Annotated in this window: 15 protein-coding genes, 6 tRNA genes and 1 pseudogene; 20 read left to right on the top strand and 2 right to left on the bottom strand. The window is 67.9% G+C overall.

Annotated elements, in window-relative coordinates; all coding sequences use genetic code 11:
* Positions 1-119: 119 nt before the first annotated feature.
* The 6 genes from VMS22_23465 (at position 120) to argC (ending at position 4,835) form a co-directional block, all read left to right on the top strand.
* Positions 120-1,805: a hypothetical protein gene (locus VMS22_23465; GenBank protein ID HXJ37003.1), complete on the top strand. Its 1,686-nt coding sequence runs from the start codon at positions 120-122 to the stop codon at positions 1,803-1,805.
* Between the two features lie 518 nt (positions 1,806-2,323).
* Complete coding sequence (locus VMS22_23470) at positions 2,324-2,734, top strand: hypothetical protein (GenBank protein HXJ37004.1); 411 nt, start codon at positions 2,324-2,326, stop codon at positions 2,732-2,734.
* A gap of 57 nt (positions 2,735-2,791) precedes the next feature.
* Positions 2,792-2,865: transfer RNA gene (locus tag VMS22_23475), tRNA-Asp, on the top strand.
* A 27-nt stretch (positions 2,866-2,892) separates the two neighbouring features.
* Positions 2,893-3,342 carry a 50S ribosomal protein L13 gene (gene rplM, locus VMS22_23480; GenBank protein ID HXJ37005.1) on the top strand — a complete coding sequence of 150 codons (450 nt, stop codon included), beginning with the start codon at positions 2,893-2,895 and terminating at the stop codon, positions 3,340-3,342.
* A 13-nt stretch (positions 3,343-3,355) separates the two neighbouring features.
* A complete protein-coding gene (gene rpsI, locus VMS22_23485; GenBank protein HXJ37006.1) occupies positions 3,356-3,757 on the top strand; it encodes a 30S ribosomal protein S9 in 402 nt (133 codons plus the stop codon).
* Positions 3,758-3,797: 40 nt separating this feature from the next.
* A complete protein-coding gene (gene argC, locus VMS22_23490) occupies positions 3,798-4,835 on the top strand; it encodes an N-acetyl-gamma-glutamyl-phosphate reductase (GenBank protein HXJ37007.1) in 1,038 nt (345 codons plus the stop codon).
* Between the two features lie 3 nt (positions 4,836-4,838).
* Here argC and lptG read toward each other — a convergent pair whose 3' ends face one another.
* Both lptG and lptF read right to left on the bottom strand, forming a co-directional pair.
* A complete protein-coding gene (gene lptG, locus VMS22_23495; protein ID HXJ37008.1) occupies positions 4,839-5,945 on the bottom strand; it encodes an LPS export ABC transporter permease LptG in 1,107 nt (368 codons plus the stop codon).
* A complete protein-coding gene (gene lptF / locus VMS22_23500; GenBank protein HXJ37009.1) occupies positions 5,942-7,132 on the bottom strand; it encodes an LPS export ABC transporter permease LptF in 1,191 nt (396 codons plus the stop codon). Before lptF ends, lptG begins: the two co-directional genes overlap by 4 nt.
* Before the next feature lie 34 nt (positions 7,133-7,166).
* Here lptF and rlmB point away from each other — a divergent pair, with 34 nt between their 5' ends.
* The 14 genes and pseudogenes from rlmB to rpoB all read left to right on the top strand — a co-directional run bounded on the left by rlmB (position 7,167) and on the right by rpoB (position 15,867).
* The gene (gene rlmB, locus VMS22_23505) at positions 7,167-7,907 is read left to right on the top strand and encodes a 23S rRNA (guanosine(2251)-2'-O)-methyltransferase RlmB (GenBank protein ID HXJ37010.1); all 741 of its coding nucleotides are present in this window, start codon (positions 7,167-7,169) and stop codon (positions 7,905-7,907) included.
* Positions 7,908-8,085: 178 nt separating this feature from the next.
* Positions 8,086-8,161, top strand: a tRNA-Thr gene (locus VMS22_23510).
* Positions 8,162-8,184: 23 nt separating this feature from the next.
* Positions 8,185-8,267, top strand: a tRNA-Tyr gene (locus tag VMS22_23515).
* Positions 8,268-8,302: 35 nt separating this feature from the next.
* Positions 8,303-8,375 (top strand) — tRNA-Gly (locus VMS22_23520).
* Positions 8,376-8,412: 37 nt separating this feature from the next.
* A tRNA-Thr gene (locus VMS22_23525) sits at positions 8,413-8,485 on the top strand.
* Positions 8,486-8,534: 49 nt separating this feature from the next.
* Complete coding sequence (gene rpmG / locus VMS22_23530; GenBank protein HXJ37011.1) at positions 8,535-8,687, top strand: 50S ribosomal protein L33; 153 nt, start codon at positions 8,535-8,537, stop codon at positions 8,685-8,687.
* Between the two features lie 21 nt (positions 8,688-8,708).
* Positions 8,709-8,782, top strand: a tRNA-Trp gene (locus VMS22_23535).
* A 15-nt stretch (positions 8,783-8,797) separates the two neighbouring features.
* Entirely contained in the window at positions 8,798-9,007 is a 210-nt protein-coding gene (secE, locus tag VMS22_23540) for a preprotein translocase subunit SecE (GenBank protein ID HXJ37012.1), read from the top strand.
* Complete coding sequence (gene nusG / locus VMS22_23545) at positions 9,007-9,558, top strand: transcription termination/antitermination protein NusG (protein HXJ37013.1); 552 nt, start codon at positions 9,007-9,009, stop codon at positions 9,556-9,558. The genes secE and nusG overlap by 1 nt, the downstream gene beginning before the upstream one ends.
* Positions 9,559-9,564: 6 nt before the next feature.
* Positions 9,565-9,987 (top strand): 50S ribosomal protein L11, encoded by a 423-nt coding sequence (gene rplK, locus VMS22_23550; protein HXJ37014.1) that lies wholly within the window; start codon positions 9,565-9,567, stop codon positions 9,985-9,987.
* Between the two features lie 8 nt (positions 9,988-9,995).
* A complete protein-coding gene (rplA, locus tag VMS22_23555) occupies positions 9,996-10,709 on the top strand; it encodes a 50S ribosomal protein L1 (GenBank protein HXJ37015.1) in 714 nt (237 codons plus the stop codon).
* A gap of 16 nt (positions 10,710-10,725) precedes the next feature.
* Positions 10,726-11,253 carry a 50S ribosomal protein L10 gene (gene rplJ, locus VMS22_23560; GenBank protein HXJ37016.1) on the top strand — a complete coding sequence of 176 codons (528 nt, stop codon included), beginning with the start codon at positions 10,726-10,728 and terminating at the stop codon, positions 11,251-11,253.
* Positions 11,254-11,291: 38 nt separating this feature from the next.
* Positions 11,292-11,678 carry a 50S ribosomal protein L7/L12 gene (gene rplL, locus VMS22_23565; GenBank protein HXJ37017.1) on the top strand — a complete coding sequence of 129 codons (387 nt, stop codon included), beginning with the start codon at positions 11,292-11,294 and terminating at the stop codon, positions 11,676-11,678.
* Between the two features lie 70 nt (positions 11,679-11,748).
* A pseudogene (gene rpoB, locus VMS22_23570) lies at positions 11,749-15,867 on the top strand (DNA-directed RNA polymerase subunit beta).
* Positions 15,868-15,869 lie beyond the last annotated feature (2 nt).

Raw genomic sequence — 15,869 nt, forward strand, 5'->3', positions numbered from 1 at the left:
CCCGGATTTCTTCGTTCAGAGGAATTGCGCCGATCGGGCTGACAGCGGTAGAGTCTCGTCCGTCTCGGGATTGGGTCCGACACGTTTCCGAACTCGCCAACGCGCGTCTGGAGGAGACCATGCTGATCCGAATTCGACGCGGCTACTTTTCGCTGCTTGCCGTCGGGCTCTTCGTCGTCACGCCGGCCGTGGGTCACGCGATCGTCAAATGCTCCGCGAAGGTGAATTCCAAGACCGGAGTGATCGACGTCTACGCCTCGGGCGTCTCCGGCACGCTCTTGTGGGGAGATCGAAGCGGTGCGGAGGCGACCAGCTTCTTCAACGCCACCACCTGCATCGCGGGAGCGTCGGCCAGCCGGTGTGAGCTCGGGGCGGCCGGTTCGGTGCAGGCGATCACGCCTCCCGACCTCTGCACCGTCTACTTGAAGGACAGCGGCCCCGAATGTGCAGCCCACATGAAGGGCTGCACGCCGGGAGTTCGTTTTGCGAGCCAGGAGCAGGCCGACGCGCTCCGGATGCTGGCTGCGGCCATTTCCTTCCACCACAGCGTGCCCACCATCGAGTTCAGCGGCGTCAACATCCAGATCGATTCCGGGTCCGGGGTCACCGACGCATCGCCCAATGGAGCGGGAAATCTCATCATCGGTTACAACGAGCAGCGGTGTGCCGTGGCGGGGAACTCGTGCGCCACGGACGGCGATTGCGCTCCGGCTGCCTGCGCCAACATCGTGGGCGGCCTCGGGCATTGTGCCCTCGAGGCCACCGCTACATGCCTTTCGGACGATGACTGCACGCCGAACACCTGTCCTCGCAGGGACGGCTCCCACAACCTGATCATCGGTTCCAATCATTCGTACTCGAGCTTCGGTGGCCTGGTCGCGGGAGATCGCAACACGGTCAGCGGTACGAACGCGTCGGTCACCGGCGGTCGTCTCAACACGGCGAGCGCACCCATGGCCTCGGTGAGCGGCGGCGTGTGCAACGTGGCGGGGCCGGGGTTCCCATCCTGCCCACGGTTTTCGGTCGACAGCGGTGCCAGTGCAATGTCCATCAGCGGAGGAGCCGAAAACATCGCCAGCGGTAACGTGGCCTGGGTGGGCGGCGGCGGCTTCAACACGGCGAGCGGGGTTTCCGCCTCGGTGAGCGGCGGTACCATAAACACGGCGAGCTGGGATTACGCCTCGGTGAGCGGCGGTTATGAAAACACGGCGAGCCGGAATTACGCCTCGGTGAGCGGCGGTTATCTAAACAGGGCGAGCTCGGATTACGCCTCGGTGAGCGGCGGCTACGGGAACCAGGCAACCGGCGGATCGGCTTCGGTGTGTGGCGGCTGGAGCAACATGGCGAGCGGCGCGTACACCGCGGTGAGCGGCGGCTACGGGAACCAGGCAACCGGCGGATCGGCTTCGGTGTGTGGCGGCTGGAACAACACGGCGAGCGGGGACTATGCCTCGGTCAGCGGCGGGGAATGCAATCAGGCCGGAGCGGGTCCCGCGCCCTGTGTGACTCCCTTGCCCAATGCCGGGGCAGCCGTCAGCGGCGGGTTCTCGAACGTCGCGAGCGGCGAAACCGCCTCGGTGAGCGGCGGCATTGCCAACATGGCGACCGGCCGCGGCGGCTCGGTGACCGGTGGGTACAACAACACGGCGAACGGTCTCGTCGCGTCGGTGAGCGGCGGGGGGACCAACGCCGCCAATACCGACTTCAGCTCGATCAGCGGCGGCGCCCTTCTGACGACTGGGAGTACCACCTTCGAGTGGCATTCGGGGCATTCCTCGGGCTATCCCACCGGCACGGAGTACTGAGCGGTCGAACTGATGTGAACCCCACCTGCCGGTAGTCGCGCGCGGCGCTCGCCGTTCGACCCCATCGCCCATCGTCGCTCGATGGTGCGTGCTCGGGTTGACCCGCGGGGACGGCCGCCGATATGCGGCGCGGCAGGCGGCGCATGCGCGGAGACGGTCTACGCCTGGCGATCGTACTCGTTGTGGCTATCGCGTCGTCCGGTCGGACCGCGGCCGCATCCTGCGACGATCCCGCGGCGGTCGCGGCGACGCGGGCCGATGTCGACGCCCAATGCGACTGCATCGGCGCGCCGACGCGCTCGGCGTGGCTCCGATGCGCCGCCGCCACCGTTCGAGCGCGCGTGCTCGCCGGGACGTTGCCTGCCTCGTGCCGCGGCGTCGTGAAGAAATGCGCATCGAAGTCGACGTGCGGGCGGCCGGGGTGGGTGGCCTGCTGCCGGACGAGCGGGGGGCGCACTTCGTGCCGGACCAGGCGCTCGGCGGCGGCCTGCACGGCACCGGCGGGCGGCTCGGCGTGTGTGAGCTCGGTGCCGAGCTGCTGCGACGCCTGCGTCGGAGCCGGCTGCGTCGTCACCACGACGACGACGCTCGCGACCACCACCTCGACGACGCTGCGTCCGGCCTCCTGCTTCGCCGTCGTCCAGCCGCCGGGGTCGTGCAGCGACGACGACGGGTGCCCGCCCGGGTATGCCTGCGCCGGCGGCGAATGCCGCGCGGGCTCGTGCGCGACCCGGACCGACTGCCCGGCGGGAGGGGAGTGCGTGATCGTCGCCGGAGACCCCGTGGGGACGTGCGTCTGCCGGGGGTGCGACGCCCTCTCGTGCCCGCTCGCCTGCCGGCGGAGCCTCCTTCAGACGGGGTGTCTCTGCGCCTCCGAGCACGACTGCCCGGACGAGGACGACGTGTGCTTCCTTTCCATCTGCTCCTGACCACCGTTGAAAGATCGACGCGGGTGGGCTACTTACGCTCGCTCCAAACCGGGGTACGGGGTCGTAGTTCAGTTGGTTAGAACGCCGGCCTGTCACGCCGGAGGTCGCGAGTTCGAGTCTCGTCGGCCCCGTCATCACCCCCTGCGAGCAGCGAGCACATGTCGACGACACGAACGACGCGAACCCTCACGACCGAAGCAGCCTACGCCGCGCGCCGCTGGTTCATCGCCGACGCGGACGGGCAGGTCCTCGGCAGACTCGCCACGCGCGTGGCGAGCGTGCTCCGCGGCAAGCACAACCCCGGCTACTCGCCCCACGTCGACGCGGGCGACTTCGTGGTCGTCGTGAACGCGAAGAAGGTCCGCCTCACGGGCAAGAAGCTCGACGAGAAGGTCTACGTCCGGCACAGCGAGTATCCCGGTGGCGTGCGTCGCGCCACGGCGGGCGAGGTGCTGGCGAAGCAGCCGACGCGGCTCATCCACGAGGCGGTCGTCGGCATGCTGCCGAAGAACCGCCTCGGCCGGAAGCTCGCGACCAAGCTCAAGGTGTATGCCGGCCCCGACCACCCGCATCAGGCGCAGAAGCCGTTGCCGCTCTCCGAAGCGTAGCGAGGCCATCCGAATGAGTGCAGAGTCGAACGTGTTCGTGGGTACGGGCAAGCGGAAGTCGTCGGTCGCGCGCGTGCGTCTCGCGCCCGGGAGCGGCAGCGCGATCGTCGTCAACACGCGCACGATCGAGAGCTACTTCCCGCGCGAGACGTCGCGGATGGTGATCAACCAGCCCTTCGAGGTGACGTCCACGGTCGGGCAGTACCACGTCGACGTGAACGTCCACGGCGGCGGCAACGCGGCGCAGGCGGTGGCCGTGCGCCACGGCATCACGCGCGCGCTGCTGCTCGCGAACCCGGAGCTCCGGCCGGCGCTCAAGAAGGCCGGCTTCATCACGCGCGACTCGCGCGAGGTCGAGCGCAAGAAATACGGGCGCCACAAGGCGCGCAAGCGGCCGCAGTACTCGAAGCGCTGAGCGTTGCGCCTGCCCCACGTGTCACGTACACGTGGCCACCATGGCGGGAACGAAGCCTGTTCCGGTCGCGGTACTGGGCGCCACGGGATACGTCGGCGCGGAGCTGCTGCGCGTGCTGTCCCGCCATCCCGGGATCACGCTCGCGTTCGTCTCCTCGGAGCAGTACCGCGGCAAGCGGGCCTCCGACGTGTATCCGGCGCTGCTCGGCTACGCCGACCTCGTGCTGGAGGCGCCCGATCCCGCGGCCGCAGCCGCCAAGGCCGACGTCGTTTTCACGGCGCTGCCGCACGGCGCGTCGGCGCCGATCGTGGCCGCGCTACGGCGCGTCGGCAAGATCGTCATCGACCAGTCGGCCGACTTCCGGCTGCGGAACGTCGCAGACTACGCGAAATGGTACGGCGACCATCACGTCGCGCCCGAGCTCATCCGCGAGGCCGTGTACGGCATTCCCGAGATCTATCGGGAGCCTCTGCGGTCGACGAAGCTCGTCGCGGTCCCGGGCTGCTATCCCACCTGCGCGCTCCTGGGGCTCGTGCCGCTCGTGCGCGCGGGGCTCGTGTGCGACCCCGTCGTCATCGACGCGAAATCGGGCACGACCGGCGCCGGACGCGCGGCGAAAGTCGAGCAGCTCTTCGCCGAGGTGAACGAGAACTTCCGGCCCTACGGCGTCGACGGACACCGGCACGGCGTCGAGATCGATCAGGAGCTGCGCGCTGCGGGTGCGCCGCACGGCGCGCTCTTCATCCCGCACTTGCTCCCGATCTCGCGCGGCATGGAGTGCACGATGTACGTCCGCGTCGCGTCCGAGCCCCCGCTCGCGCGCCTGTTCCAGGACGCCTACGCGCGCGAGCCGTTCGTCGTCCTGCGCGGCGCCGAGCCGCCGACCCTCCGCGAGGTGCGCGGCACGAACCGGTGCGCCATCTCGTGGCGGTACGACGCGTCGACCGGCTACGCGGTCGTCATGACGGCGCTCGACAACCTCGGCAAAGGCGCCGCCGGCAATGCCGTGCAATGCATGAACATCGTCCTCGGCCTCCCCGAAACCGCCGGCCTCGACGCCGCGGCACTGGTCCCGTAGCTCCTAGTCGGCCGCGGCGAAGTAGTAGCCGGCCAGGAGCATGAAGATGCCGTTCGCGGTCCACGCCGCGAGCAGCGGCGGAAACGCGTTCGCCTGGCCGAGCGCCCGGGCGAACCCGACGACGAAGAAGTACGTGACGCCGACGGCGAAGCCGAGCCCGAACGCGGCCGGCAGGCTCGTCGCGCGCGTGCCGCGCGCCACCAGCGGGATCGCGAGCAGCATCATGATGAGGCTCGCCGCCGGCGTCGCGATCTTCAAGTGCAGGTCGACCCAGCTCTCCGACGCATCGACGCCCTTGGCGCGCAGGCTCCGGATCTGGCGCCGCAGCATGCTGTAGCTGAACTCCTCCGGCTCGACGGCGACGACGCGGAAGTCGTCGAGCGATTCCGGGAGAACGAAGCCCTGCGGCACGCCAGCTTCCTCCCGCACGCCGTCGGAGCCGAGTCGCATGGTGCGCGCATCGGGGCTGAGCACCCACGCACCGTCCTTCCACTCCGCCTCCTTCGACTCGATGACGCGCGAGGGCCGGAACTCATCGCGCCGCATCTGGTAGATCGTGAGGCCGTACAGCTTGCGGCGCCCGGGGGCGATGCGATTCACGTTGTAGAAGCCGGCCCGGCCGTGGAACCAGACCTCGCGCCCGGCGAACACACCGGCCGGGCCGGTGCGCTTTCGCACCTCCTGGTTCCAGATCTGGTTCCACTGGCGCGCGCTCGCCGGCACGACGGTCTCGCCCCACAGGAAGGTCGCGACGCCGATGCCGATCGCCACGATCGCCAGCGGAACGGCGATCTGCCACAAGCTGACGCCGCAGCTCCGCAGCGCCACGAACTCGTTGTTGCGGGCGAGGAGCCCGAGCCCCGCGAGCGCGCCGGCGAGCACCGCGACCGGCGTGGTCTGGAGCAGGATGGAGGGGATCTTGTAGAGGAACGCCCGCACGATCGTGGAGGCGCTCGCGTCGTGGCGCAGGAAATCGTCGAAGCGGTCGAAAAACTCCGCCAGGATGTAGATCGCGACGAAGGCGACCATGGTGAGCGCGAAGGCGCGCAGGAACTCACCCGTCAGATGGCGCGCGAGCGTGGGGAGGAACAGACGCCGGCGCGCGGTCATCCCGTCGCCCCCGCATAGCCGGTGCGCGCCACCGCGCGGCGCAGGCCCTCGGTGAGACGCTCGAGCCACCGGCCTTCGACGAGGGGCCGCTCGCGGGCGGCGCGGCGGAAGAGCACGAGCCCCAGGATGCCGAGCGCGACGTTCGGCAGCCAGAGGCCGACCACGGCGGGTACGCTGCCCTGCTCGGCGAAGCCCTGCCCGGTCGAGAGCAGGATGTAGTACGTGAAGATCACGACCAGGCTGACGGCGAAGCCGCGCGACCGGACCGCGCGGGCCGGCTGGATGCCGAGCGGCATTGCGACGAGGCCGAACACGACGCAGGCGAAGGGGATCGAGAACTTTCGGTGGTACTCGACCAGCTCGGGGAGCGCCGATTTGCCGGCGGCGGTCTTCGCCTCGATCGCCGCGGTGAGCTGCGGCAGCGTCAGCTCCTTGGGATCGTCGTTGCGTTGCTGGGAATCGGCGAGCGTCGCGCGCAGGTCGAGGTTCACGTCGTAGGACTTGAAGTCGGTCTGGTAGCTCACCTGCTCGGCGGTGTCGCTCGTGTGGATGGTCCCCTCGAGGAGGCGCAGCGTCAGCGTCTCGCGCTCGGGATCGGGGATCATGAGCCCTTCGCGCGCGAAGATCGTGTTCTGCTGCTCCGGGTCGCGCTCGTCGGCGATCAGCACGTGGTCCAGGTGGTCGGTGGCGTCGATCTGCTCGGCGTAGATGATGAGACCGGGGAAGTCGTCGTTGAAGATCTGCGGCTTCAGACCCGCCGTCGCGCGCGTGCGGGCGACGTCCCACATGGCGGTCCGCAGCGCCCGGTTGCCCCACGGGCGCGCGTACCACGCGAGCGCAGCGGTGATGATCGTGACGATGACCACGAACGTGGCGACCGGCGGCACGAGCTGGTAGAGGCTGACGCCGGAGCTGCGAAGGGCCGTGATCTCGGCGTCGGCCGACAGGCGTCCGAATGCGACCAGGATGGCGAGCAGCATCGCCATCGGGACCGTCACCTCGAGGAAGGCCGGCAGGAGGCACAGGAAGATGCGCGCGACGTTGGTGAACGGGACGCCGCGGTTCACCACCAGCTCGATCAGCCGCAGCAGCCGGGCGAGCAAGAGGACGAACGTGAAGATCGACAGACCGAGGCCGAAGGGAACCAGGATCTCCCGGAACAGATACCGATGGACGATCTTCCCCATGGGGGAGGCGCCGCGGCGCGCCGTCTTCTAACCGATGGCACGCGGACGAACAACCGATGGCCCGCTCGTCGTCTACGGAACGAACGCCGTCGAAGGCGCGTTGCGCAGCACGGCGGGCGTCCGCCGCGTCGCGGTGCTGCGCGGACGACCCGCGCCGCGCATCGTCGAGCTCGCGCGTGCGCGGCGCCTGGCCGTCGAAGAGCTCGACCACGCCGGGCTCGAGCGGCTGGCCGGAACGCCGCATCATCAGGGCGCCGTGGTCCTCGGCGATCCGTATCGGTACAGCGCCATCGAGGACGTGATCGCGCCGGAGCGCGGCTCGGTGCTGGCGCTCGACTCGGTCCAGGACCCGCGGAACTTCGGGGCGATCATCCGGACCGCGCGCGCCGCCGGCGTGGGGGGCATCGTCGTCCCGCAGGACCGCAGCGTCGGCGTGACCGGGGTGGTGGCGGCGACCTCGGCGGGCTGTCTCTTCGATCTCCCAATTGCCCGGGTCCCGAACCTCGCGCGGGCCTTAGGTACGCTAAAGGACGCCGGATTTTGGCTCGTCGGTCTGGTCGCGGGAGCCGAGCGATCGGTCTTCGACCTGCCCGACCTCGAGCGTCCGGCGATCGTGGCCGGCGGGGAGGGGGAGGGACTGCGACCACTCGTGCGCCGGGGCTGCGACTTCGAGGCGTCCCTCCCGATGGCTGCCGGGGTCGAGTCGCTGAACGTCTCGGTGGCCACGGCGATCGCCCTCTACGAGATCGTCGTGCGGCGTCGCCGGCGCGGCTAAGGCAGCGCCCGGCCTTCCGTTTCATTGACAGCCCATAGCCCCGGTGTTATCAATCGGCGCTTCGTCACGGTGGGTAAAGGTGTCTTCTCGCCACTTGCCGTTCGGACATCCCGTCCGGACCGGCCGGGGAGGTTTCTCGAACAACTTGGACAACAACGTACCCGAGCGCGGGTGGCGCGCCGATGTAGCTCAGGTGGTAGAGCGGCTGACTTGTAATCAGCAGGTCGTCGGTTCGACTCCGACCATCGGCTCCATGTTCGCCGAGGGAACGAGACGAGGAGAGGTGCCCGAGCGGCCAAAGGGAGCAGACTGTAAATCTGCCGGCGTACGCCTTCGGAGGTTCGAATCCTCCCCTCTCCACTGTGAGCGAGCGAGTCGAACGAAGAACATGCGACGCGGGAGTAGCTCAGTTGGCAGAGCACGAGCCTTCCAAGCTCGGGGTCGCGGGTTCGATTCCCGTCTCCCGCTCGTGGCAGCGAGCGTCGGCAGGATGATCGACGGATATGCCCATGTAGCTCAGGTGGCAGAGCACTTCCTTGGTAAGGAAGAGGTCACCGGTTCGAATCCGGTCATGGGCTCGGGGATGGCGGCCTCGCCGCGAGGGCGGAAGGGCCCAGTGAGGTTTCGATGCGCGATTTGATCAGTCTGGTCTGTGACGGATGCAAACGAAGGAACTACACCAGCACGAAGAACAAGAAGAAGACCACGGAGAAATTGTCGTTCCGCAAGTTCTGCCCGGCGTGCCGCGCCCACACGGTCCACAAGGAGGGCAAGGTCTGAGGGGTGCGCCCCGGCGTGTGGGGGTCAGTAGCTCTAATTGGTAGAGCACCGGACTCCAAATCCGGGGGTTGCAGGTTCGAGCCCTGCCTGACCCGTCTCTGCGAGCTTCTATGAACGGACGCGATTGGAAGCAGCCCCTCGTACGCTCCCAGGCCTTCCTCGAGGAATGCTGGGGAGAGCTCAAGCGGGTTCATTGGCCGACCTGGGAGGAGACTCGGGCGGCGACGATTGCCGTCATCATCGGCGTCGTCTTCGTCGGGTTGTATCTCGGGCTGATCGATTCCGTGCTCTCCTTCGTCTTCACGCGGGTGTTGGGCTGATGGCGACCGCCGCCGACAGACAGTGGTACGTGGTGCACACCTACTCGGGCTACGAGCACAAGGTGAAGACCTCGCTCGAAGAGCGCGTGCGCTCGTGCTCCAGCCCCGATCTCTTCGGCGAGATCCTCGTTCCGTCCGAGAAGGTCGTCGAGCTCGTGAAGGGCAAGAAGAAGACGTCGTCGCGGAAGTTCTTTCCCGGCTACATCCTCGTGAACATGAAGCTCAACAACGAGACGTGGCACATCGTGAAGTCGACGCCCAAGGTCACGGGCTTCCTCGGTGGCGCCACCGACCCGAGCTCCATTCCGCCCATCTCCGAAGCCGAGGTGCGGGAGATCACGCACCAGATGGAAGAGGGCGCGGTCAAGCCCAAGCCGAAGGTGCTCTTCGAGCAGGGCGAGAACGTGAAGGTGGTCGACGGCCCGTTTCAGGACTTCAACGGCGTCGTCGAGGAAGTGAAGCCCGACAAGGGCAAGCTGCGGGTGCTCATCAGCATCTTCGGGCGCGCAACGCCCGTCGAGCTCGACTTCGTGCAAGTGGAGAAAGCGTAGCCGGACATGGCGAAGAAGGTCGTAGCGGAAGTGAAGCTGCAGATTCCGGCCGGGGCGGCGAACCCGAGCCCGCCGGTGGGCCCCGCGCTCGGACAGCGCGGCGTCAACATCATGGAGTTCTGCAAGGCGTTCAACGCCCAGACGCAGTCGCAGGGCGGGCTCATCATCCCGGTCATCATCACGGTGTACGCGGACCGGTCGTTCACGTTCGTGACGAAGACGCCGCCAGCGTCCGTGCTGCTGAAGAAGGCCGCCGGCATCGAGAAGGGCTCCAGCGAACCGAACAAGACCAAAGTCGGCCAGGTGACGCGCAAGCAGGTCGAGGAGATCGCGAAGCTGAAGATGCCCGATCTCACCGCGGCCAGCCTCGAGGCGGCGATTCGCACGGTCGAGGGCACGGCACGAAGCCTCGGGCTCGAGGTCGTCTAGGGGACATCATGGCGAAGGCGGGCAAGCGATACCGGAACGCGGCGGCGAAGATCGATCGGGAGAAGCGCTACCCGATCGACGAGGCGATCGGGGTCCTGCTCGACGCGGGCGGCGCGCCGAAGTTCGACGAGAGCGTCGAGATGGCGATCCGGCTCGGCGTCGATCCGCGTCAGGCCGATCAGAACGTGCGCGGCACCGTGGTGCTCCCGCACGGGACCGGCAAGAGCGTCCGCGTCCTCGTGTTCGCCAAGGGCGACAAAGTGAAGGAGGCGCAGGACGCGGGCGCGGACTTCGTCGGCGCGGACGACATGGTGAAGAAGATCCAGGACGAGCAGTGGCTCGACTTCGACACGGCCATCGCGACGCCCGACATGATGGGGCAGGTCGGCCGGCTCGGTAAGGTGCTCGGTCCGCGCGGCCTCATGCCGAACCCGAAGGTCGGCACGGTCACGTTCGACGTCGGCAAGGCCGTCCGCGACGTCAAGGCGGGCAAGGTCGAGTTCCGCGTCGAGAAGGCGGGCATCGTGCACGTGCCGATCGGCAAGCGGAGCTTCGGCGCCGACAAGCTGCGCGAGAACGCCCACGCGCTCATCGCGAGCCTCACGCGCGCGAAGCCGGCGGCCTCCAAGGGCCACTACCTCCTCAGCATCGCCGTCTCGACCACCATGGGCCCCTCGGTCCGCATCGATCCCGCAACGACGCAATCGGCGGCGGCAGCCTAGAGGAAACGACGACACCATGAATCGCGCTGAAAAGGTCGAAAACGTCGAGTCGCTGCAGGGGGACTTCTCCCGCGCGACCGTCGCCGTGCTGGCGGAGTACCGCGGGCTCACGGCGGGCCAGATGACGCGCCTGCGCCGAGCGCTCCGCGAGGCCGACGGACGGTGCCGCGTCGCGAAGAACCGCCTCGCCAAGCGCGCCATCTCGAACACGCGCTACGCATCGCTCGAAGGCATGCTGAAGGGGCCCACGGCCGTGCTGATCGGCTTCAAAGATCCGGTCGCGCTCGCCAAAGTGGCGATGAAGCTCGCCGACGAGATGCCGAAGCTCGAGATCAAGGGCGCGGTGCTCGACGGCGAAGTGCTGCCGGCTCGCGGCGTGAAGGCGCTCGCCGACCTGCCGCCGCGCGAGGTGCTGCTGGCGCAGCTCCTCGGCCTCCTGCAGGCCCCGGCGAGCCAGGTGCTCAGAACTCTGAACGAACCTGCTGCGCAGCTCGCGCGGCTGGTGGATGCGCTCGCGAAGCGGGCGGACGGCGGCGCGGCGTAGCCGCTTCGCGAATCGGAACACAGCGGAAAGGATTAGCGATGGAAGTGACGCGTGAGCAGGTGAAGGATTTTCTGAAGAACATGTCCCTCATGGACGCGGCGGCGCTCGTGAAGGAGCTCGAGCAGGAGCTCGGCGTGTCGGCGGCGGCGCCCGTGGCGGTCGCGGCAGTCGGCGCGGCTCCGGCCGGCGGTGCAGCGGCTCCCGCGGCCGAGAAGGACGAGTTCACCGTGGTCCTCACGGCGGGCGGCGAGAAGAAGATCCAGGTCATCAAGGTGGTCCGGGAGCTGACGGGCCTCGGTCTCAAGGAAGCCAAGGACCTCGTCGACGGTGCGCCCAAGACCGTCAAGGAAGGCGTGGCCAAGGCGGAAGCCGAGGGCATGAAGAAGAAGCTCGAGGAGGCGGGTGGCACGGTCGAGCTGAAGTGACCGCGAGTCGCACGACGTTCACCCCACGGCCGGTACGGGTCCAGTCGCCAGACGTCTGGCAGGAGCATCGATGAGTCAAAGCGTGGCGCACACTTCACGCGTTCCCAACAACCTCCGCTTCCGGCGGAGCTTCGGTCACATCAAGAAGATCATCGACATCCCGAACCTGATCGACATCCAGAAGCGGTCGTACGAGGAGTTCCTCCAGCGCGACGTCCCGCCGGATCAGCGCAAGGACCAGGGGCTCCAGGCCGTCTTCAAGTCGGTCTTCCCCATCAAGGACTTCAACGAGACGGCGTCGCTCGAGTTCGTGAGCTTCACGCTCTCGGACCCGAAGTACGACGTCGACGAGTGTCATCAGCGCGGCATGACCTTCGCCGCGCCGCTCAAGGTGACCGTGCAGCTCGTCATCTGGGACGTCGATCCCGAGAGCGGCGCCCGCTCCATCAAGAACGTGAAGGAGCAGGAGGTCTACTTCGGCGAGATCCCGCTCATGACGCAGCACGGGACGTTCATGGTGAACGGCACCGAGCGCGTCATCGTCTCGCAGCTCCATCGATCGCCCGGCGTCTTCTTCGACCACGACAAGGGCAAGACGCACGCCAGCGGCAAGCTCCTCTACTCCGCCCGCATCATCCCATACCGCGGCTCGTGGATCGACTTCGAGTTCGATCCGCGCGACATCCTGTTCGTCCGCATCGACCGGCGCCGGAAGTTCCACGCCACGGTGCTGCTCCGCGCCCTCGGCATGACGGGCGAGGACCTGCTCAACTACTTCTATCGCAAGGACACGATCGTCCTCGACGGTCGCAAGGCCGCGAAGCTCTTCAAGCCCGAGCACCTGGTCGGCGTGAAGGCGTCGCGCGACATCCGCCACCCCGGGTCGAACGACCTGATCGTGAAGGAAGGCCGCAAGTTCACGAAGCTGGTCCTGCGCCAGATGGAGCAGGCCGGCATCGACCAGATCCCGATCACGGTCGAAGAGGTCATCGGACGCGTCTCCGCCCACGACGTGAAGGATGCGAAGACCGGCGAGGTCATCCTCGCCTGCAACGACGACATCACCGAGGAGAAGCTGGAGCTCCTGCGCACGCGCGGCATCAGCAAGATCGAGGTGCTCTTCCTCGACGACACGCACATCGGCCCGGCGCTCCGCAACACGCTGCTCCAGGACAAGATCGCCAGCCCGGAGGAGGCGATCCTCGAGATCTACCGCCGCCTGCGCCCGGGCGATCCGCCGACGCCCGAGACGGCGACGGCGTTCTTCAACAACCTCTTCTTCAACCCCGAGCGGTACGACCTGTCGCGCGTCGGGCGCTTGAAGCTCAACCACAAGCTCAAGCTCGACGTCCCCCTGGACCAGGGCACGCTGCGCCGCGAGGACATCCTCGAGGTCGTGCGCTACCTGATCGAGCTGCGCAACGGCAACGGCTCGATCGACGACATCGACCACCTGGGCAACCGCCGCGTGCGCGCGGTGGGCGAGCTGGTCGAGAACCAATACCGCATCGGCCTCGTGCGCATGGAGCGCGCGATCAAGGAGCGGATGAGCCTGCAGGACATCGAGACGCTGATGCCGCAGGAGCTCATCAACTACAAACCGGTGTCGGCCGTCATCAAGGAGTTCTTCGGGTCCTCGCAGCTCTCGCAGTTCATGGACCAGACGAACCCGCTCTCCGAGATCACGCACAAGCGCCGGCTCTCGGCCCTCGGCCCCGGGGGCCTGACGCGCGAACGCGCGGGCTTCGAGGTCCGCGACGTGCATCCCACGCACTACGGCCGCGTGTGCCCGATCGAGACGCCGGAAGGGCCGAACATCGGCCTCATCGCGTCGCTCTCCACGTACGCGCGCGTGAACGACTTCGGGTTCGTCGAGACGCCCTATCGGAAGGTCAAGGACGGGCGCGTCACGGAGGACATCGTCTACCTCTCCGCCCTCGAGGAAGAGGAGCACACGATCGCGCAGGCGAACGCGCCGCTCGACGCGAAGGGGAACTTCACCGCCGACCTGGTGTCGGCGCGCATCGGCGGCGAGTTCACCATGGTGCGGCCGGAAGCGGTCGAGTTCATGGACGTGTCGCCGAACCAGCTCGTCTCGGTCGCGGCGGCGCTCATCCCGTTCCTTGAGAACGACGACGCGAACCGCGCGCTCATGGGCTCGAACATGCAGCGCCAGGCGGTGCCGCTCCTGCGCACCGAGGCGCCGCTCGTCGGCACCGGCATGGAGCGGACGGTCGCGCGCGACTCCGGCGTCACGGTCGTCGCGCGCCGTGACGGCGTGGTCGAGCAGGTCGACGCCGAGCGCATCGTCGTGAAGGTCGACAAGCCGAGCTCGGACGGCCGCGATCCCGGCGTCGACATCTACAACCTGGTCAAGTACCAGCGCTCGAACCAGAACACGTGCATCAACCAGCGGCCCATCGTGGTGGTCGGCGACCGCGTGCGCGCGGGCGACGTCATCGCGGACGGTCCGTCGACCGACATCGGCGAGCTGGCGCTCGGGCGCAACGTGCTCGTCGCCTTCATGCCGTGGGGTGGCTACAACTTCGAGGACTCGATCCTCATCTCCGAGCGGGTCGTCAAGCACGACCTCTTCACCTCGATCCACATCGAGGAGTTCGAGTGCGTCGCACGCGACACGAAGCTCGGACCCGAAGAGATCACGCGCGACATCCCGAACGTCGGCGACGAAGCGCTCCACGACCTCGACGAGTCCGGCATCATCCGCATCGGCGCGGAGGTGAAGCCGAGCGACATCCTGGTCGGCAAGATCACGCCGAAGGGCGAGACGCAGCTCTCGCCCGAAGAGAAGCTCCTGCGCGCCATCTTCGGCGAGAAGGCCGGCGAGGTGCGCGACACCAGCCTGCGCGTTCCGCCGGGCGTCGAAGGCACGGTCATCAACGCCCGTGTCTTCTCGCGCAAGGGCATCCAGAAGGACGACCGCTCGCGCGCCATCGAGGACGAAGAGGTCGCCAAGCTGAAGAAGGACCAGCAGGACGAGATCCGCATCATCCGCGAGAGCGCGCAGCGCAAGGTGTACAGCCTGCTCGTCGGCAAGACGACGACGGCGCGGCTCACCGACGACGCGCGGCGCGTGCTGCTCAACAAGGGCGTCGAGGTCACGGCCGAGCTGCTCGACCAGATCTCCTACCAGTACTGGGGCGACGTGAAGGTCGGCGACGAGAAGGTCGAGGACGAGCTGTCCCGCCTCGTCGAGGGGATGCAGGAGCAGATCGAGACCATCAAGACCACCTTCAACGACAAGATCGACCGGTTGAAGGGCGGCGACGAGCTGCCTCCGGGCGTCATCAAGATGGTGAAGGTCTTCGTCGCCATCAAGCGCAAGCTGCAGGTCGGCGACAAGATGGCCGGGCGCCACGGCAACAAGGGCGTGCTCTCGCGCATCCTGCCCGAGGAGGACATGCCGTACCTCGCCGACGGCACGCCCGTCGACATCGTGCTCAACCCGCTCGGCGTGCCGTCGCGCATGAACGTCGGGCAGATCCTCGAGACCCACCTCGGCTGGGCGGCCCGCACGCTGGGGCGCCAGCTCAACACGGAGCTCGAGGAGAACGGCCGCCCCGACGCCGGCGCGATCCGCAAGATCCTGCGCGAGCTGTACCCCGCGAAGGACGTCGCAGAGTTCATCGACGCGCTCTCCGACGAGGACGTCTTGAAGCTCGCCCGCCGCGCGGTGCGCGGCATGCACGTCGCGACGCCGGTGTTCGACGGCGCGTCGGAGGAGGAGATCTTCAAGCTCCTCGCCCGCGCCACCCTGCCGGCGACCGGACAGACCCGCCTGTGCGACGGCCGGACCGGCGAGGCCTTCGCCCACGAGGTGACCGTGGGCGTCATGTACATGATGAAGCTCCACCACCTGGTCGACGACAAGATCCACGCACGCTCGACCGGCCCGTACTCTCTCGTCACGCAGCAGCCGCTCGGCGGCAAGGCGCAGTTCGGCGGCCAGCGGCTCGGCGAAATGGAAGTGTGGGCGCTCGAGGCCTACGGCGCGGCCTACACGCTGCAGGAGATGTTGACGGTCAAGTCCGACGACGTCGCCGGCCGCACGCGCATGTACGAGGCGATCGTCAAGGGCGAGAACGTGCTCGAGCCCGGATTGCCCGAATCGTTCAACGTGATGGTGAAGGAGCTGCAGAGCCTGGCTCTCGACGTCGAGCTCGTCGAAGA

The sequence above is a fragment of the Candidatus Eisenbacteria bacterium genome, from assembly GCA_035577985.1.
GTDB lineage: Bacteria > Desulfobacterota > Binatia > DP-6 > DP-6 > DATJZY01.

What these genes read in the sequence shown, in the direction of transcription:
- VMS22_23465 (HXJ37003.1), top strand. Translation starts at nt 120, where the DNA reads ATGCTGATCCGAATTCGACGCGGCTACTTTTCGCTGCTTGCCGTCGGG.
- rplM (HXJ37005.1), top strand. Translation starts at nt 2,893, where the DNA reads ATGTCGACGACACGAACGACGCGAACCCTCACGACCGAAGCAGCCTAC.
- rpsI (HXJ37006.1), top strand. Translation starts at nt 3,356, where the DNA reads ATGAGTGCAGAGTCGAACGTGTTCGTGGGTACGGGCAAGCGGAAGTCG.
- argC (HXJ37007.1), top strand. Translation starts at nt 3,798, where the DNA reads ATGGCGGGAACGAAGCCTGTTCCGGTCGCGGTACTGGGCGCCACGGGA.
- lptG (HXJ37008.1), bottom strand. Translation starts at nt 5,945, where the DNA reads ATGACCGCGCGCCGGCGTCTGTTCCTCCCCACGCTCGCGCGCCATCTG.
- lptF (HXJ37009.1), bottom strand. Translation starts at nt 7,132, where the DNA reads ATGGGGAAGATCGTCCATCGGTATCTGTTCCGGGAGATCCTGGTTCCC.
- rlmB (HXJ37010.1), top strand. Translation starts at nt 7,167, where the DNA reads ATGGCACGCGGACGAACAACCGATGGCCCGCTCGTCGTCTACGGAACG.
- rpmG (HXJ37011.1), top strand. Translation starts at nt 8,535, where the DNA reads ATGCGCGATTTGATCAGTCTGGTCTGTGACGGATGCAAACGAAGGAAC.
- secE (HXJ37012.1), top strand. Translation starts at nt 8,798, where the DNA reads ATGAACGGACGCGATTGGAAGCAGCCCCTCGTACGCTCCCAGGCCTTC.
- nusG (HXJ37013.1), top strand. Translation starts at nt 9,007, where the DNA reads ATGGCGACCGCCGCCGACAGACAGTGGTACGTGGTGCACACCTACTCG.
- rplK (HXJ37014.1), top strand. Translation starts at nt 9,565, where the DNA reads ATGGCGAAGAAGGTCGTAGCGGAAGTGAAGCTGCAGATTCCGGCCGGG.
- rplA (HXJ37015.1), top strand. Translation starts at nt 9,996, where the DNA reads ATGGCGAAGGCGGGCAAGCGATACCGGAACGCGGCGGCGAAGATCGAT.
- rplJ (HXJ37016.1), top strand. Translation starts at nt 10,726, where the DNA reads ATGAATCGCGCTGAAAAGGTCGAAAACGTCGAGTCGCTGCAGGGGGAC.
- rplL (HXJ37017.1), top strand. Translation starts at nt 11,292, where the DNA reads ATGGAAGTGACGCGTGAGCAGGTGAAGGATTTTCTGAAGAACATGTCC.